At 63.6% G+C, this 16,176-nt stretch carries 10 protein-coding genes; 7 read left to right on the plus strand and 3 right to left on the minus strand.

The annotated features are described in order from the left end of the window. Positions 1-16 precede the first annotated feature (16 nt). The 3 genes from ACP7BZ_RS06945 to ACP7BZ_RS06955 all read right to left on the minus strand — a co-directional run bounded on the left by ACP7BZ_RS06945 (position 17) and on the right by ACP7BZ_RS06955 (position 5,314). On the minus strand, positions 17-1,726 hold the full coding sequence (locus ACP7BZ_RS06945; protein WP_426111402.1) for a pectate lyase: 1,710 nt from the start codon (positions 1,724-1,726) through the stop codon (positions 17-19). Between the two features lie 311 nt (positions 1,727-2,037). Beyond that, positions 2,038-4,293, minus strand: a complete 2,256-nt coding sequence (katG, locus tag ACP7BZ_RS06950; protein ID WP_426111404.1) for a catalase/peroxidase HPI — start codon at positions 4,291-4,293, stop codon at positions 2,038-2,040. Between the two features lie 106 nt (positions 4,294-4,399). Then, positions 4,400-5,314, minus strand: a complete 915-nt coding sequence (locus tag ACP7BZ_RS06955; protein ID WP_426111406.1) for a LysR substrate-binding domain-containing protein — start codon at positions 5,312-5,314, stop codon at positions 4,400-4,402. Between the two features lie 109 nt (positions 5,315-5,423). Between ACP7BZ_RS06955 and ACP7BZ_RS06960 the strand changes: the two genes are divergently transcribed. The 7 genes from ACP7BZ_RS06960 to ACP7BZ_RS06990 all read left to right on the plus strand — a co-directional run bounded on the left by ACP7BZ_RS06960 (position 5,424) and on the right by ACP7BZ_RS06990 (position 16,174). Continuing rightward, the gene (locus tag ACP7BZ_RS06960; RefSeq protein ID WP_426111408.1) at positions 5,424-6,620 is read left to right on the plus strand and encodes an MFS transporter; all 1,197 of its coding nucleotides are present in this window, start codon (positions 5,424-5,426) and stop codon (positions 6,618-6,620) included. Positions 6,621-6,786: 166 nt separating this feature from the next. After that, positions 6,787-8,649: a dihydroxy-acid dehydratase gene (gene ilvD / locus ACP7BZ_RS06965; protein WP_426111410.1), complete on the plus strand. Its 1,863-nt coding sequence runs from the start codon at positions 6,787-6,789 to the stop codon at positions 8,647-8,649. A 298-nt stretch (positions 8,650-8,947) separates the two neighbouring features. Continuing rightward, positions 8,948-10,342: a glucuronate isomerase gene (uxaC, locus tag ACP7BZ_RS06970; RefSeq protein WP_426111412.1), complete on the plus strand. Its 1,395-nt coding sequence runs from the start codon at positions 8,948-8,950 to the stop codon at positions 10,340-10,342. Between the two features lie 12 nt (positions 10,343-10,354). Then, positions 10,355-11,953, plus strand: a complete 1,599-nt coding sequence (locus ACP7BZ_RS06975) for a UxaA family hydrolase (protein ID WP_426111414.1) — start codon at positions 10,355-10,357, stop codon at positions 11,951-11,953. A gap of 38 nt (positions 11,954-11,991) precedes the next feature. Continuing rightward, positions 11,992-13,431, plus strand: a complete 1,440-nt coding sequence (locus tag ACP7BZ_RS06980) for a tagaturonate reductase (protein WP_426111416.1) — start codon at positions 11,992-11,994, stop codon at positions 13,429-13,431. An 88-nt stretch (positions 13,432-13,519) separates the two neighbouring features. Then, positions 13,520-14,794, plus strand: a complete 1,275-nt coding sequence (locus ACP7BZ_RS06985) for an MFS transporter (protein WP_426111418.1) — start codon at positions 13,520-13,522, stop codon at positions 14,792-14,794. Between the two features lie 87 nt (positions 14,795-14,881). Next, positions 14,882-16,174, plus strand: a complete 1,293-nt coding sequence (locus ACP7BZ_RS06990) for a porin (RefSeq protein ID WP_426111420.1) — start codon at positions 14,882-14,884, stop codon at positions 16,172-16,174. Positions 16,175-16,176: the final 2 nt, after the last annotated feature.

Genomic DNA, 16,176 nt, shown 5'->3' on the forward strand with positions numbered 1-16,176 from the left:
CCCCTCGTCGCGGCGTTCAGGGCGTCGGCTGCCAGCCGGCGCCGCTGTTCCAGCCGCCGAAGATGGCAGTGCGGTTGCTCACGCCGGTGGGGTCGGCGCTGGTGCTCGCGCTGCTGGCGCGGCCGCTGATATCGGCCACACTGCCGCTGGCAGTGACGCTGCCGCTCTCGCGCCAGCCGGTGGTGGCAGTGGCAGTGGTGGGATCAGGCAGCGGCTGGGTGTACCAGCCGACCGTGGCGATATGCGGGCCGACCTGGTTGCCGACGAAGGCGATATTGTCGCAGCCGAGGTTTGGATTGGAGAAGCTGCCGCTGGTGTAGAGCGTATTGCAGTAGCCATTCGCCACCGTCAGGCCGCCCGAGCGGGCCAGGTAAGTGCTGCCTGCCGGGACGTTGGCATCGGCCGTCAATTTGCTGTTGAGGACGACGAAACCGGGATAGCCGAAGGCGGCCCGCGCCTGGAACAGGTAATCGCCCGAGTAAGGGCCAAGGGCGGCGCCGGTCGGATCGAACACCGTGTGCAGCTCGCTCTGCTCGAACACGGCGGCAAATGGCGAGCCCCAGATAAAGTCGACGTCGCCGGCGATATACGACTGGTAGAACCAGGCCCAGCCTTTGGTCTGGATGGTGTCTTGCGCGCTGATGAAATTCATCGATGTGGCGATCAGGCGGCTGCCGTTGAGTGTGGCGCTGTTGAAGTACATCGTTTCAGCCTGATTGTTATAAATAGCTTGCTTGACGTGGGTGTTTTTCAGCGTGAAGTTGTTCAGCTTGAGCAGGTCAGCAGCCTCGACCAGCAGCACCGCGCGCCCCCCGCCCAGCGAGCGGCGGGTGGCGCCCTGCTCATTGGTCAGGGTGGTCTGTACGGCCGTCTTGCTGCCGCCCGTGCTGGGGTTGTAAGACTCGTAATTGTCGTAGTGGACCACCACGCCGGCCCGGCTTTCGCCGGTGATCGTCAGGTTGTTGACGTTGCGCAGGAACAGCATTTCATTGTAGTCACCGTTCTTGATGGTGACGGTCTTGGCGTCGGCCGCATTGGTGCAGGTGGCCACGCAGCCATTGGCCATGATCCAGTTCAGAGCACCCTGCACGCTGCGGAAGTCGGCGGGACCATCGTCGTCGACGGTGACCGCGGTGGGCGCAGCGGGGGCGTTCTTGGTATGGAAGGCCCAGCCCTTGCTGCCGGTGATGGCGTTCAGGCCGGCGCCGTTGACCTTGCCTGCCAGTACGCCCGGGTCCATGGTCACATAGTAATCGGTGTTATAGGCCAGCACACCGTCGTGCAGCTTGATGGTGGCGACGTTGCCCGCCACCGTCACCGGCTGGTAATAGACGTAGCGCCATTGGGTGAGGCTGGCCACGCTTTTGCCGATCTGATCGATCTCGGTATTGCCGTAAGGGGTCACGGTCTGGGTTTCGCCACCGGCGGTGACGATGGACGCGCTGACATCGATGGTGTCGACCAGGCTGTTGTCGGCTGCCTTATAGACCTTGATGGTACCGCCGATGCCCGGTTGCGGCGCCGTAACGAAGGTAATTTGCAGGCGGGTGTCGATGTACGCTGCGCTGTCGCCCTTGACCGGCAGGTAGCCGGCGGTGGTGGACGCGCTTGCCGGTGGGGTGCTGCCGGCGGCCGCGCTGGCGGGCGCCGTGCTGTCGCTGCCGCCGCAGGCGGTCAGAACGGCGGTGCAGGACAGCATTGCCAACGCTTGATTCAATTTTTTCATGTGCTGATCCCCGGTGTTGTTGGGGTTTTTTTACTTGTGGTGTGCGGCTTGCGGCGGCGCCCGAGGCTGCGTTTCGGCCTGAGGCTGGTATGACCGATGACAGAATAGTCACGGTTTGCATTGCTTTGTAACCAAAAGTGCAGGCGTAAATGCTATCTCTGGGAAACTTTTTACGCAACAGGAATTTTCCAGTTTGCAACTTCTGTCGCGCTGATGAAACGCTCGCCACAGCCTCGTGCGCAGATGAAAAAAGCCCGTGGATTGCACGGGCCTGTTGGGCTGGTTCGCTTGCCGGGCGGGCCCGCTAGCGTTTACTCAAAGCGGTCGAGATCCATCACCTTGGCCCACGCCGCCACGAAATCGGCGACAAACTTCGCTGACGCGGTGGCGCTGGCATACACCTCGGCAATCGCGCGTAGTTGCGCGTGCGAGCCGAATATCAGGTCGACGCGCGAGGCCGTCCATTTTTCTTCGCCGGTCTTGCGATCGCGTCCCATGAAGCGTTCCTTGTCGGTCGACAAGACCAGCCACTCGGTGTTCATGTCGAGCAGTTCGACGAAAAAATCGTTGCTCAAGGTGGCCGCGTGGCGGGTGAAGACGCCGTCGCTGGTCTGGCCCACATTCGTGCCCAGTACCCGCAGCCCACCCACCAGCACCGTCATTTCCGGCGCGGTCAGGGTCAGCAGTTGCGCGCGGTCGACCAGCAGGGCTTCGGCTGCCACGCTGTAATGGGCCTTCTGGTAATTGCGGAAGCCATCGGCCAGCGGCTCGAGCGCTTCGAACGAATGGACATCGGTCTGTTCCTGCGAGGCGTCGGTGCGGCCGGGCTTGAACGGCACGCTGACCGTATGGCCACCGTTGGCGGCGGCCTGTTCGACGGCGGCGCTACCGGCCAGCACGATCAGGTCGGCCAGCGAGACATGCTTGCCACCGGTCTGCGCACCATTGAACTGGCTGCGGATCGCTTCGAGCACGGCCAGCACGTGGGTCAGCTGCTCGGGCTGATTGACGGCCCAGTCCTTTTGCGGCGCCAGCCGCACGCGCGCGCCATTGGCACCGCCGCGCTTGTCGGAACCGCGGAAGGTCGAGGCCGAGGCCCAGGCGGTCGACACCAGTTGCGACAGCGTCAGCGTCGAGGCCAGCACCGCGCGCTTGAGGGTGGCGATATCGCGCGCATCGATCAGCGCATGATCGAGCGGCGGCACCGGGTCTTGCCAGATCATGATTTCGGCCGGCACTTCCGCACCGAGGTAACGGGCACGCGGACCCATGTCGCGGTGGGTCAGCTTGAACCAGGCGCGGGCGAAGGCATCGGCAAATTCGTCGGGGTTTTCAAAAAAGTGCCGCGAAATTTTTTCATAGGCGGGGTCGACCCGCAAGGCGATATCGCTGGTCAACATGGTGGGACGATGGCGCTTGCTGGCGTCAAACGCATCGGGAATCAAGCCATCGCCGCCCTTGGCCACCCACTGGTAGGCACCGGCCGGGCTCTTGGTCAATTCCCACTCGAAGCCGAACAGGTTTTCAAAATAGTTGTTGCTCCACTGGGTGGGTGTGCTGGTCCAGGTCACTTCGATGCCGCTGGAAATGGCGTCGCTGCCTTTGCCGCTGCCAAAGCTGCTTTTCCAGCCCAGGCCTTGCGCTTCGAGCTCGCCCGCTTCCGGTTCCTTGCCGACGTGCTCGGCCGGCCCGGCGCCGTGGGTCTTGCCGAAGGTGTGGCCGCCGGCGATCAGGGCGACCGTTTCTTCATCGTTCATGGCCATGCGGGCGAAGGTTTCGCGGATGTCGACGGCCGAGGCGAGCGGATCGGGTTTGCCATCCGGTCCTTCGGGATTGACATAGATCAGGCCCATCTGCACGGCAGCGAGCGGGTTTTCCAGGTCGCGGCTGTGCGGCACCTGGCTGTTGTCGTCCTTGACCAGCACGCCATGTTGCTTGCTGGTGCCGGGTGAGCCGGTGGCGTAGCGGATGTCGCCCGCCAGCCACTTGTCTTCGCGGCCCCAGTAGACGTCTTGGTCCGGTTCCCACACATCCTGGCGGCCGCCGCCGAAGCCGAAGGTGGTAAAGCCCATGCTTTCGAGCGCCACGTTGCCGGACAAAATGAACAGGTCGGCCCAGGAGATTTTTTCGCCGTATTTTTGCTTGACCGGCCACAGCAGGCGGCGTGCCTTGTCGAGGTTGACGTTGTCGGGCCAGCTGTTGAGGGGGGCAAAGCGTTGCTGGCCACGGCCGGCGCCGCCGCGACCGTCGCCGATGCGGTAGGTGCCGGCATTGTGCCAGGCCAGCCGGATGAACAGGCCGCCGTAGTGGCCGAAGTCGGCCGGCCACCAGTCCTGCGAATCGGTCATCAGGGCGGTCAGGTCTTGTTTGACGGCAGCCAGATCGAGGCTGTTGAATGCTGCGGCATAGTCAAAGTCGGCACCCATCGGGTCCGATTTGGTCGAGTGCTGGTGCAGCAGGTCGAGGCGCAATTGCTGCGGCCACCAGTCGCGGTTGGTATTGCCGGCACCGGCGGCGGCCTTGAAAGGACATGTTGCTGCGCTTGTTTCTGTATTTTCCGTACTCATGGGAGATCCTGTCTGGGCAAAAACGTGGAGGAAGGGCGTTGTTCCAGTATAGGAGCTTTGTACAATAGCGTGGATTGATTGTCGGTATCGGTTCGATAGCGCTGATTCAATTGGTGCCGATGTGTAAGGTGGCGCTGAAATGGGCGATCAGGCTGTGCACTTTCGGCGCCTGCTGACGGCTGCGTTGCCACACCAGGTGCAGCGGCAAACCGGCGGTGGTCAACTCCGGCATGATGCGCACCAGCCTGCCTTCGCGCAGCGACTGTGCCACCACCCAGGTGGCCAGCTGGGCAATGCCGAAGCCCGCTTCCACCGCCGCCACCTGGGCCTCGGCCTGGCCCAGCACGATGCGTCCGTGCACCTGCTGGCGCAGCAGCGGCGCCTTGCCCTGTTTGATCAGCCAGGGGCTGCTGCTGCCATCGGCTTTGCCGTACAGCACCGCCGCATGGCCCAGCAACTGCTCGACCGTGGCCGGGCTGCCGTGCCGTTCGAGGTAGGCCGGGGCGGCGCAAAAAATTAATTCTTCATTGCCGAGAAATTGCTGGCCCAGCGTGGCGGGCCAGCTGTCGGCGCCGCCGATGCGGATGACAAGGTCGATGCCGTCTTCGACCGGGTCGACGAAGCGGTCGGTAAACGACACCTGCGGCGTCACCAAGGGATAGTGGGCGGCAAACGCCAGCAGCGCCGGCACCCCGTGCAGGCGGCCGAAGGTGGCCGGCATGTCGACCCGCAGGCGGCCCGACGGCGCGCTGTGTTGCGCCGACAGCAAGCGTTCGGCCACCTCGAGTTCGCCCAGCACTTTGACACACACGGCGTGAAAGGCAGCGCCCGCATCGGTCAGTTCCAGGTGCCGCGTGCTGCGCTCGAACAGTTGCTGCTTGAGGCGCTGTTCGAGCCGGGCAATGGTCTTGCCAACGGCCGAATTGGTCAGATTGAGACGGGCGGCCGCTGCCGTAAAACTGCCGGCCTCGGCCACGGTGACAAAGGTGTCCAGCCCTTTCAGGCGATCTGCAGCGCTCATGCGATTGGTATCCTGGAAAATAATTCTATAGTTATGCGGAAATTATATCCCAGCAGAGAATTTTTATCCTTTATACAATGGCTGCCAGTTTATTTTGGAGATACTCGCAATGGCATCCACTCACAGCGCCGATCGCGCCGCCGTTCCAGCCCAGCAGACGGGCGGGGTCGCCGCCATCGCCATCCTGGCCATCGCCGCCTTCGTCATCGTCACCACCGAATTTTTGATCGTCGGCCTGCTGCCGGCGCTGTCGCGCGACCTCGGTATTGCAGTCACCAGCGCCGGCCAGCTGGTGACCCTGTTTGCCGTCGTCGTCATGCTGTGCGGCCCGGTGTTGACGGCGTGGCTGGCCCACATCGACCGCAAGCGCCTGTTTGTCGGCATCCTGCTGCTGTTTGCGGCATCCAATGCGCTCGCCGCCATGGCGCCGAATATCTGGGTGCTGGCGCTTGCCCGCCTGCTGCCGGCGCTGGCCTTGCCGGTGTTCTGGGGTACCGCCAGCGACACGGCGGCGCAAATCGCCGGTGCCGACAAGGGCGGCAGGGCGGTCTCGACGGTGTACCTGGGCATCTCGGCGGCGATGCTGTTCGGCATTCCGCTGGGCACGCTGGCGTCTGACGCCATCGGCTGGCGCGGCGCCTTTGCCCTGCTGGCGGCGCTGTCGCTGGTGATCGCCGTGCTGATGATGTGGAGCATGCCGACGGTGCGCGCCAGTGCTGCCGTGTCGATGCGGGCGCAGGCTGGCATTCTCAAGCAGCCCCGGTTGCTGGCCAATGTGGCGCTGTCGGTGCTGGTGTTTACTGCCATGTTCACCGGCTACACCTACCTGGCCGACACGCTCGAACAGGCGGTCGGCATCGCCCCCGCGCAGGTCGGCTGGTGGCTGATGGGCTTTGGCGCCGTCGGCTTGCTGGGCAACTGGCTCGGTGGTCTGTGGGTCGACCAGCAGCCACTGGCCACCACCGCGCTGTTTAGTGTTGTGCTGGCCGCCGGCATGGCTGCCAGCATGGCCTTGGCCGGCGTGAGCCTGTGGTTCGCCGCTGCGCTGGCGGTGTGGGGCGTGGCCAACACCGCGCTGTATCCGATCTGCCAGATCCGGGTGATGAAGGCGGCCACCGGGGCGCAGGCGCTGGCCGGCACCATCAATGTGTCGGCAGCCAATGGCGGCATCGCGCTGGGGGCGGTGATTGGCGGGCTGGCGATTGCAGCGTGGGGACCGGGGCATGTGGGGTATGTGGCCGCTGGCATTGCGGTGCTGGCCGCAGGGCTGGCGCTGGTGATTGGCAAATTGCTGCCGGAGAAGTGATGGGCTTCAGGCAGGGGACAGGCACCCTGCGGGGGTGCCTGTCCCCTGCCTTTAAAGTTCCACTGAGTCGTCGCGCGACTCACAGCGACGTTTCGCCAGTATTGGACATTTTGCGCATTAAAGGGCACCCTGCAAGCCTCATCCCGCCATCTGCCAGAGGTTTGCCATGCCCGTCTACCGTTCCCACACCACCACTCAGGGCCGCAACATGGCCGGCGCCCGTGCCCTGTGGCGCGCCACCGGCATGAAAGACGGTGATTTTGACAAGCCCATCATTGCCGTCGTCAACTCGTTCACCCAGTTCGTCCCCGGCCACGTGCACCTGAAAGACCTGGGCCAGCTGGTGGCGCGTGAAATCGAGGCGGCCGGTGGCGTCGCCAAGGAATTTAATACCATCGCCGTCGACGATGGCATCGCCATGGGCCACGGCGGCATGCTGTATTCACTGCCGTCGCGCGACCTGATCGCCGATTCGGTCGAATACATGGTCAACGCCCACTGCGCCGACGCCATGGTGTGCATTTCCAATTGCGACAAGATCACCCCCGGCATGCTGATGGCCGCCATGCGCCTGAATATTCCCGTGGTCTTCGTCTCGGGCGGGCCGATGGAAGCGGGCAAGGTGGTCAAGGTGGTCAATGGCGGCCAGAAAATCATCAAGCTCGACCTGATCGACGCCATGATCAAGGCCGGAGACAGCAGCGTGTCGGATGCCGATGTGCTCGAAATCGAGCGCTCGGCCTGTCCCACCTGCGGTTCCTGCTCCGGCATGTTCACCGCCAACTCGATGAATTGCCTGACCGAAGCGCTGGGCCTGGCGCTGCCCGGCAATGGCACCATCGTCGCCACCCATGCGGACCGCAAGGAACTGTTCTTGAAAGCGGGCCGCATCATCGTCGAACTGGCCAGGCGCCATTACGAGCAGGACGATTATTCGGTGCTGCCCCGTTCGATCGCCACCAAGGCGGCGTTCGAGAATGCCATGGTGCTCGATGTGTCGATGGGCGGCTCGACCAACACCGTGCTGCACCTGCTGGCGGCGGCCCACGAGGCCGAGGTGGCCTTTACCATGGCCGACATCGACCGCATTTCGCGCAAGGTGCCATGCCTGTGCAAGGTGGCGCCGATGACGGACAAATACCACATCGAAGACGTCCACCGCGCCGGCGGCATCATCGCCATTCTCGGCGAGCTGGCCCGCGCCGGCCTGCTCGACACCTCGCTGCCGACCATCCACAGCCCGTCGCTGGGCGCGGCGATCGAGCGCTACGACATCAGCCGCAGCAATGACCCTGCGGTGCACCAGCTGTTTCGCGCGGCACCGGGCGGCGTGCCCACCCAGGTGGCGTTTTCGCAAGCCGAGCGCTATGCAGAGAACGATCTCGACCGCAGCAGCGGCTGCATCCGCGACCTCGCCCATGCCTATTCGCAGGATGGCGGCCTGGCCGTCTTGTACGGCAACATCGCCGAAAAGGGTTGCATCGTCAAGACGGCCGGCGTCGACGACAGCATTTTGAAATTCTCCGGCAAGGCCAGGGTGTTCGAGAGCCAGGATGCGGCGGTCGAGGCGATCCTCGGCGACAAGGTCGTCGCCGGTGACGTCGTCATCATCCGCTACGAGGGGCCAAAAGGCGGGCCGGGCATGCAGGAAATGCTGTATCCGACCTCGTATATCAAATCAAAAGGTTTAGGGAAAGCCTGTGCGCTGTTTACGGACGGGCGCTTTTCCGGTGGTTCGTCGGGCCTGGTGATTGGCCACGCCTCGCCGGAAGCGGCCGAGGGTGGCGCCATCGGACTGGTGGAGGAGGGTGATGCCGTCGATATCGATATTCCCAACCGCAGCATCAATTTGCGCGTGTCGCCGGAAACGCTGGTGCAGCGCCGCGCTGCCATGGATGCGCGCGGGCGCGACGCCTGGCAGCCGGTGGGACGGGTGCGTTATGTATCGCAGGCGCTGCAGGCGTATGCGGCGTTGACCACCTCGGCTGACCGCGGCGCCGTGCGCGATCTGGCGCAGTTGCGCCGCTAAGTTAGGTCGCTAAGTTGCGTCGCTAAGTTACGTTGCTCAGTTACGTCGCTAAGTTGCGTCGCTAAGTTGCGTCGCTAAGTTTTTCCGCTGGGCCGCTCGGCCCGGCTGTGTGTCTCCTGCAAACGGCGACAGGCGCCCTGCGGGTGCCTGTCCCCCCTCCCAATTTCAATTTCGCAAGAATACGCCGTTACAGAGGAGCGCTTGCCTAACTGATATATTAGGAATACTATTCTGATATATCAGAACTGGCGACCATCGCTGTCGTCACATGTGCCCAGATTTCTCCCGGAGACGCTGCATGACCCCCTTCATGAACCAGGATTTCCTGCTCACCACCGACGTCGCCCGCAAGCTGTACCGCGAAGTAGCAGCCGATCTGCCCGTCATCGATTACCACTCGCACTTGCAACAGGGCGAAATCGCCAGCCGTAAAACCTTCCGCAACATCGCCGAGCTGTGGTTGGCGGGCGACCATTACAAATGGCGCCTGATGCGCACCTGCGGCGTGGCCGAAGCATTCATTACCGGTGAGCGTTCCGACGAAGAAAAATTCCACGCCTTTTGCAAGGTGCTGCCACTGGCCATCGGCAACCCGATCTACCACTGGAGCCACCTGGAACTGCGCCGCATTTTTAATATCGAGCTGATCATCAACGAGCAAAACGCCGCCGCCATCTGGCAGCAGGCCAACGCCACACTGGCCACCATGGACACCTGGAGCCTGCTCGAGCAAGCCAAGGTCGAGATCGCCTGCACCACCGACGACCCCGCCGACGACCTGCTGCAACACGCCGAAATCGCAGCGTCGAGCCTGTCGACCCGCGTGCTGCCCGCGTACCGGCCGGACAAGGCGATGCGCATCAACCAGCCCGGCTTCGTCGATTACCTCGCCCACCTGGCGAGCGTTGCCGCCATGCCGGTCGGCAGCTTTGCCGAACTGATCGCCGCGCTGGCCGCCCGCGTCGACTACTTTCACGTCCGTGGCGGTCGCATTTCCGATCACGCCATCGATATTGCCCTGCCAGTGCAGGCGGCGACTGCCGAACAGGTCGAAGCGATGTTCGCCCGCCGCCTGGCCGGCGAACTGCTGACTGATCTCGAACAGTCGCAATACCTGCGCGCACTGCTCGAACAGATCGGCGCCGTGTATGCCCGCTACCACTGGACCATGTGCCTGCACATCGGCGCCATGCGCAACAACAACCGCCGCATGCTCGATACCTTGGGCCCCGACACCGGCTTCGATTCGATCGGCGACATGACCACCAGCAATGGCCTGGTCGGCCTGCTCGATGCGCTCGACGTCAACGACTCCTTGCCAAAGACCATGCTGTTCAACCTGAACCCGGCCATGAACGACGTGCTCTCGACCATGATCGGCAACTTCCAGGACGGCTCGGTCGCTGGCAAGGTGCAGTTTGGCCCCGCCTGGTGGTTCAACGATCACAAGACCGGCAACCTGGCCCAGCTGGTCGCCTTTGGCAATCACAGCGTGCTCGGCGTGTTCGTCGGCATGGTCACCGATTCGCGCAGTTTTGCGTCTTACCCGCGCCACGATTATTTCCGCCGCCTGGTTTGCCGCCAGCTCGGTGAATGGGTCGAAGCGGGCGAGTACCCGGACGACTTCGCCGCACTGTCGACCATCGTGCGTGGCATTTGCTACGACAACGCCAAACAATTCTTTCAGCTGTAAGACGGCCCCGCCATGCAAAAAGTGATCTGTATTCACCCCGACGACAGCATGCTGGTCGCCCTGCGCGACCTGGCAGCGGGCGACGTGGTCAGCTGGAACGATGAAAACATCCTGATCAGCTCGCCCGTGCAAACCAAGCACAAGCTGGCACGCCACGCCTTTGCCGTCGGCGATACCCTCATCATGTATGGCGTGCCGGTCGGCAAGGCGACGCAGCCGATCCGCCGCGGCGAAGCGGTCACCACCGAGAACCTGGCCCACTACGCGGCCGAAGTGCAGATCGGCGAGTCGGTACCGTATACCTGGACGCCGCCCGACATCAGCGATGTCGCCGCTGCCACCTTCGATGGCGTGGTGCGCGCCGATGGTCGCGTCGGTACTGCCAATTACTGGCTGATCTTCCCGCTGGTGTTCTGCGAAAACCGCAACGTCGAGCACTTGCGCAATGCCCTCGAAGGCCCGCTCGGCTACAGCAGCAACGACCTGGCGGCCTTGACGTTCTCCCTGCTGGGCGAAGACATGGCGGCGCCGAAGCCGGTGGTGCGGCCATTCCCCAATCTGGACGGCGTGCGCATCATCACCCACAACGGCGGCTGCGGCGGCACCCGCGCCGATGCGCGCTCGCTGTGCCGTATCCTGTCGAGTTACGCCGACCACCCGAACGTCGCCGGTATCACGGTGTTTTCGCTGGGTTGCCAGAATGCCCAGATCGGCATGTTCAAGGACGCCCTGGCCAAGCAGAATGCGGCGTTTGCCAAGCCGGTGCTCATTTACGAGCAGCAGCAGTGGGACAGCGAAGCGGCCATGATGAAGGCAGTGTTGCAAGATACCCTGGCGCAGCTGAAGGAAGCGAACAAGGTGGTGCGCCAGCCGGTGTCGGTGTCGCACCTGAAAATCGGCGTCAAGTGCGGCGGCTCGGACGGCTTTTCCGGCATTTCCGCCAACCCCGCCATGGGCTATGTGTCGGACATGGTGGTCGCCTGCGGCGGCTCGTCACTGCTGGCCGAATTTCCCGAACTGTGCGGCGTCGAAGCGAGCCTGATCGAGCGCTGCGTGCATGACGACGACAAGCGCCGCTTCGTGACCATGATGCGCGATTTCGAAGCGCGTGCGCTGGCCGTCGGCACCCATTTTGCCGACAATCCCAGCCCCGGCAATATCCGCGACGGCTTGATTACCGACGCCATGAAATCAGCGGGCGCGGCCAAGAAGGGCGGCACCTCGCCCATCGTCGCCGTGCTCGACTACGGCGAGCAAACTGCCGCCCCCGGCCTGTCGCTGCTGTGCACACCGGGCGGCGACGTCGAATCCGTCACCGCCATCGTCGCTTCGGGCGCCAACGTGGTGCTGTTTTCCACGGGGCTGGGCACGCCCACCGGCAACCCCATCGTGCCGGTGCTGAAAATTTCGTCGAACACCCGGGTGGCCACCAAGCTGGCCGACCTGATCGACTACGACTGCGGTCCCATCATCGAAGGGGCGCCGCTGCCACACGTGGCGCGCGGCCTGTTCGACATGGTGGTGGCCACCGCCGGCGGCAAGTACCAGTGCAAGGCGGACCGCCTGCAGCAATACGATTTTATTTTCTGGAAGCGTGACATTTCACTCTGATTGCGCGCGTTCCGTGCTCCCTGTTTTTTGATTAGTCCATGCAAACACTCCACCGCAGCGCGCCGTTCGCGCTCCCCATCAAGATCTTGCAGTTCGGCCAGGGCAATTTTATGCGCGGCTTTTTTGACTGGCAGATCGACCTGCTCAACGAGCGCTCAGGCCTCAACGCCGGCGTGGTGGTGGTGCGCCCGCGCGGTGGCAGCAGCGTGCCGCTGCTCGATGTGCAGGATGGCTTATTTACCGTGCTGGTACGCGGCCTCGACGAAGCCGGCGCACCAGTGCGGCACACCCGCCTGGTCGATTGCGTGCAGCGCGAAATCGATGCGCGCACCATGTTTGCCGACTTTATTGCGCAGGCGTCCAACCCGGACTTGCGCCTGATCGTCTCGAATACCACCGAGGCCGGCATCGCCATCAACGACAGCGACCGTCTCGACGATACCCCCGCCGGCAGCTTCCCCGCCAAGCTGACCCAGCTGTTATGGGCACGTTACCAGGCTTTCGACGGCGCCCTCGACAAGGGCGTGATCGTGCTGCCATGCGAGCTGATCGACGACAACGGCCCGGCCCTGCAACGCGCCGTGCAGCACTTCGCCCGCCGGTGGCAGCTGGGCGCCGCCTTTAGCGGCTGGCTCGACGCCGCCTGCCACTTTTGCTCGACCCTGGTCGACCGCATCGTCACCGGCTACCCGGCGGCCGAAGCCGCTGCTGTCGAAGCCGAACTGGGCTACCGCGACCAGTTCCTGGTGGCGGCCGAATATTACTATTTGTTCGTCATCGCCGGTCCGGCCAGCCTGGCCAGCGAACTCAAGCTGGCCGGTGCCGGCCTGAACATCGAACTGGTCGACGACATCGCGCCCTATAAAAAACGCAAGGTCGGCATTCTCAACGGCGGCCACACCACCCTGGTGCCGGTGGCCTTGCTCGCCGGCCTGGAATCGGTGGGGCAGGCGGTGGCCGATGCCCAGGTCGGCGCCTGGCTGAGCGCCGCCATCGATGAAGAAATCATTCCCGCGCTGAACATGGAGCGCGCGCCCCTGCAGGCGTTCGCCGCCGAGGTGCTGCGGCGCTTTCATAACCCGGCGATTGAACACCGGCTGGCCTCGATTGCCCTGAATAGCTGGAGCAAATTTGCCGCCCGCGTGATGCCGCAACTGTTGCAGTACGCCGCACTCAACAACGGCCGCTTGCCGCGCCGGCTGGTGCTGGCGCTGGCCGCCACCATGGTGCTCTATCGCGGCAGCGTCATCGAATTGTCCGACGACGCGGCCCACCTGGCCTGGTTCGCCGCAGCGTGGGCGCGCGTGCTGACGGGCGAAGCAGGGATGCGCGAGCTGGCCATCGGCTGGCTGGCCAACTGCAGCGTGTGGGGGCGTGACTTGAATACCGTGCCGGGCCTGACCACGGCGCTGACCGAAGCGCTGGGCACCATCGTGCGCGAGGGCATGCGGGCGGCGCTGCAACAGCACATGGAATAAACGATTTATTACTGCAACACGTTTTAAGAACAGAGCAGAGGCCGCACGCGATTGGCGCGCAGCGGCCCGCAAATGAGCAGGAGACAGTATGAAAAAAATCAAAGGCATGCGCTGGTGGATGGTCGCGATGGTCACGTTCGGCCTGATCGTCAATTACCTGGCGCGTAATACGCTGTCGGTGGCGGCGCCCACCATGATGGCCGACCTGCACATCAGCACCCGCGAGTATTCTTACATCGTGGTGGCCTGGCAAGTGTGCTATGCGCTGATGCAGCCGGTGGCCGGCTATGTGCTCGACGCCGTCGGCACCAAGCTGGGCTTTGCCATGTTTGCGCTGGCCTGGTCGCTCGCCTGCGCCAGCGCGGCGCTGGCCACCGGCTGGCAGAGCATGGCGTTGTTCCGCGGCCTGCTGGGCCTGACCGAAGCGGCCGGCATCCCGGCCGGCGTCAAGGCCACCACCGAATGGTTTCCCGCCCGCGAGCGCTCGGTGGCCATCGGCTGGTTCAATATCGGCTCCTCGATCGGCGCCCTGTGCGCGCCACCACTGGTGGTGTGGACCATCCTGCATGCCAGCTGGCAGTGGGCGTTTGTCGTGGTCGGCGTGCTGGGCATCCTGTGGTCGCTGTTGTGGATGCTGTTCTACAAGCATCCGCGTGACCAGAAGCATTTGTCGGACCGCGAGCGCGACTATATTCTGGCCGGCCAGGAAGCCAAATACCAGCACGGTGTGCCCGCCAAGGCGTCCTGGAAAGCCATCGTGCGCACCCGCAGCTTCTGGTCGATCGCCATCCCGCGCTTTTTGTCGGAACCGGCCTGGCAAACCTTCAATGCCTGGATTCCCCTGTACATGGCCACCGAGCGCCACATGAACATCAAGGAAATCGCCCTGTTCGCCTGGCTGCCGTTCCTGGCCGCCGATATCGGCTGCGTGCTGGGCGGTTACCTGTCGCCCCTGTTCCATAAGTACTTTGATGTGTCGCTGTTCAATTCGCGCAAATGGGTGATGGCGGTCGGTGCGCTGGCCATGATCGGGCCCGGCTGCCTGGGCCTGGCCGACAGCCCCTACACGGCGATTGCCCTGCTGTGCCTGGGTGGCTTTGCTCACCAGACCCTGTCCGGCGCGCTGTACGCGATCACCTCCGATTCCTTCGGCAAGAACGAAGTGGCCACCGCCACTGGACTGGCCGGCATGTCGGGCTACCTGGGGGCGACCCTGTTCACCCTGCTGTTCGGCGTGCTCGTCACCGTGGTGGGCTACAGCCCGCTGTTCGTGGTGCTGTCGGTGTTCGACATCATCGCCTGCATCGTCGTCTTTGGCATGGTGCGCGAAAGCGCGCCGCTGGGCGTGCCGGCGCGCGCCTGAGCCCGTCCTGGTTCGCTGTTTTAACTGTTTCTTGATACCTGCAATCCCACCGGCCACCTGACCACCTACGAGAGAGAAAAAGAGACGATGCATACCATCACATTTTCCACCAGAAAAACCGTCCTCGCCGCCGCTGTTTTGACCAGTCTGGCCAGTCTGGCGGGCCTGGTCCAGGCGCAGAGCTTGCCAGTTGCCACCAGCGTCGGCGGCCTGCGGGTCGACACCAGCATCTACGGTTTCCTCAACGGCCAGCTCGAATCGGTCGAAGCGACCGGCGGCGCCACCCCGTACAGCGCGCGCGGCCGTGTTTCTGACGGCAATTCGCGGATCGGCTTTCGCGGCAATATCAGCGTCGATGCAGATCTGAAAGGCATCTGGCAGATCGAAGCGGCGATGAACAATTTCGACCAGGGCGGCGTCAACAGCCGTGGCGAATCGGCCACGCTGAGCTCGCGCAACACCTATGTCGGGATCGAAAGCGTGCGCTTCGGCACCTTCTTGGTCGGCAATAATGACTCGGTGTATCGCAGCCTGGTCGGCTCCGGCGGCGCCCTCGGCGGCAACCTCGGCTTGACCACGCACGGTCTCGATGTGTGGAACAACACCTCGGCGCAAGTGTCGGGCAATGCCGATTCCGCCTTCTCGCGCGGCGAAGCACGCTATAAAAATTCGGCCCATTACCTCTCGCCCGTGTGGTACGGCGTGCAGGTGGGCGGCTCTTACGGTTTCGATGAAGAGCAGGCCAGCAACACCAACCGCAGCCGCTATGCGCTGGCCATCAAATACAGCGTCGGCCCGTTCGCCATCGGCGCCGGTTTTGACCGCCAGAACAACACCGGCGTCGATACCAGCCGCCTGATCAACGGCTTCGGCTTTCGCACGACCGATGTCGATGGCGCCAAGACCGATTTCATGAAAGTGCTGGGCACCTATCGCTTGCCGAGCAACACCACGCTGGGCCTGGGCTTCGAGCAAGCCAAGTATGGCTTCCAGAGCGTCACTGTGCCCACCCCCGGCAACTTTTATGTGGGCACCATCGATGGCCGCGTGAAGCAAAATTCGGTGATGGGCTCCTTGACCCAGGAGTTTGGCGCCGCCACCTTGATGGCGTCTTACGCCAAACTGGGCGAGCTGAAAAACACCACCTTCGCCTCTCCCGGCGACTTCGGCGCCAAACAATGGTCGGTCGGCGCCACCTACGCGCTCAACCGTTTCCTGACGCCGTATGTGTATTTCACCAAGATCCGCAACAGCACCCAGCAAAGCATCAACCTCGGCCAGGCGCCCGTCTACAGCAATAACAGCGGCACCGAGAACGCCTACCTGGCCCCGGGCGACAGCCCGCGCGCTTTCGGCATCGGCATGATCGCCCGCTTCTGAAG

Source organism: Massilia sp. PWRC2 (assembly GCF_049896725.1).
Lineage (GTDB): Bacteria > Pseudomonadota > Gammaproteobacteria > Burkholderiales > Burkholderiaceae_D > JAFCUW01.

What these genes read in the sequence shown, in the direction of transcription:
- ACP7BZ_RS06945 (WP_426111402.1), bottom strand. Translation starts at nt 1,726, where the DNA reads ATGAAAAAATTGAATCAAGCGTTGGCAATGCTGTCCTGCACCGCCGTT.
- katG (WP_426111404.1), bottom strand. Translation starts at nt 4,293, where the DNA reads ATGAGTACGGAAAATACAGAAACAAGCGCAGCAACATGTCCTTTCAAG.
- ACP7BZ_RS06955 (WP_426111406.1), bottom strand. Translation starts at nt 5,314, where the DNA reads ATGAGCGCTGCAGATCGCCTGAAAGGGCTGGACACCTTTGTCACCGTG.
- ACP7BZ_RS06960 (WP_426111408.1), top strand. Translation starts at nt 5,424, where the DNA reads ATGGCATCCACTCACAGCGCCGATCGCGCCGCCGTTCCAGCCCAGCAG.
- ilvD (WP_426111410.1), top strand. Translation starts at nt 6,787, where the DNA reads ATGCCCGTCTACCGTTCCCACACCACCACTCAGGGCCGCAACATGGCC.
- uxaC (WP_426111412.1), top strand. Translation starts at nt 8,948, where the DNA reads ATGACCCCCTTCATGAACCAGGATTTCCTGCTCACCACCGACGTCGCC.
- ACP7BZ_RS06975 (WP_426111414.1), top strand. Translation starts at nt 10,355, where the DNA reads ATGCAAAAAGTGATCTGTATTCACCCCGACGACAGCATGCTGGTCGCC.
- ACP7BZ_RS06980 (WP_426111416.1), top strand. Translation starts at nt 11,992, where the DNA reads ATGCAAACACTCCACCGCAGCGCGCCGTTCGCGCTCCCCATCAAGATC.
- ACP7BZ_RS06985 (WP_426111418.1), top strand. Translation starts at nt 13,520, where the DNA reads ATGAAAAAAATCAAAGGCATGCGCTGGTGGATGGTCGCGATGGTCACG.
- ACP7BZ_RS06990 (WP_426111420.1), top strand. Translation starts at nt 14,882, where the DNA reads ATGCATACCATCACATTTTCCACCAGAAAAACCGTCCTCGCCGCCGCT.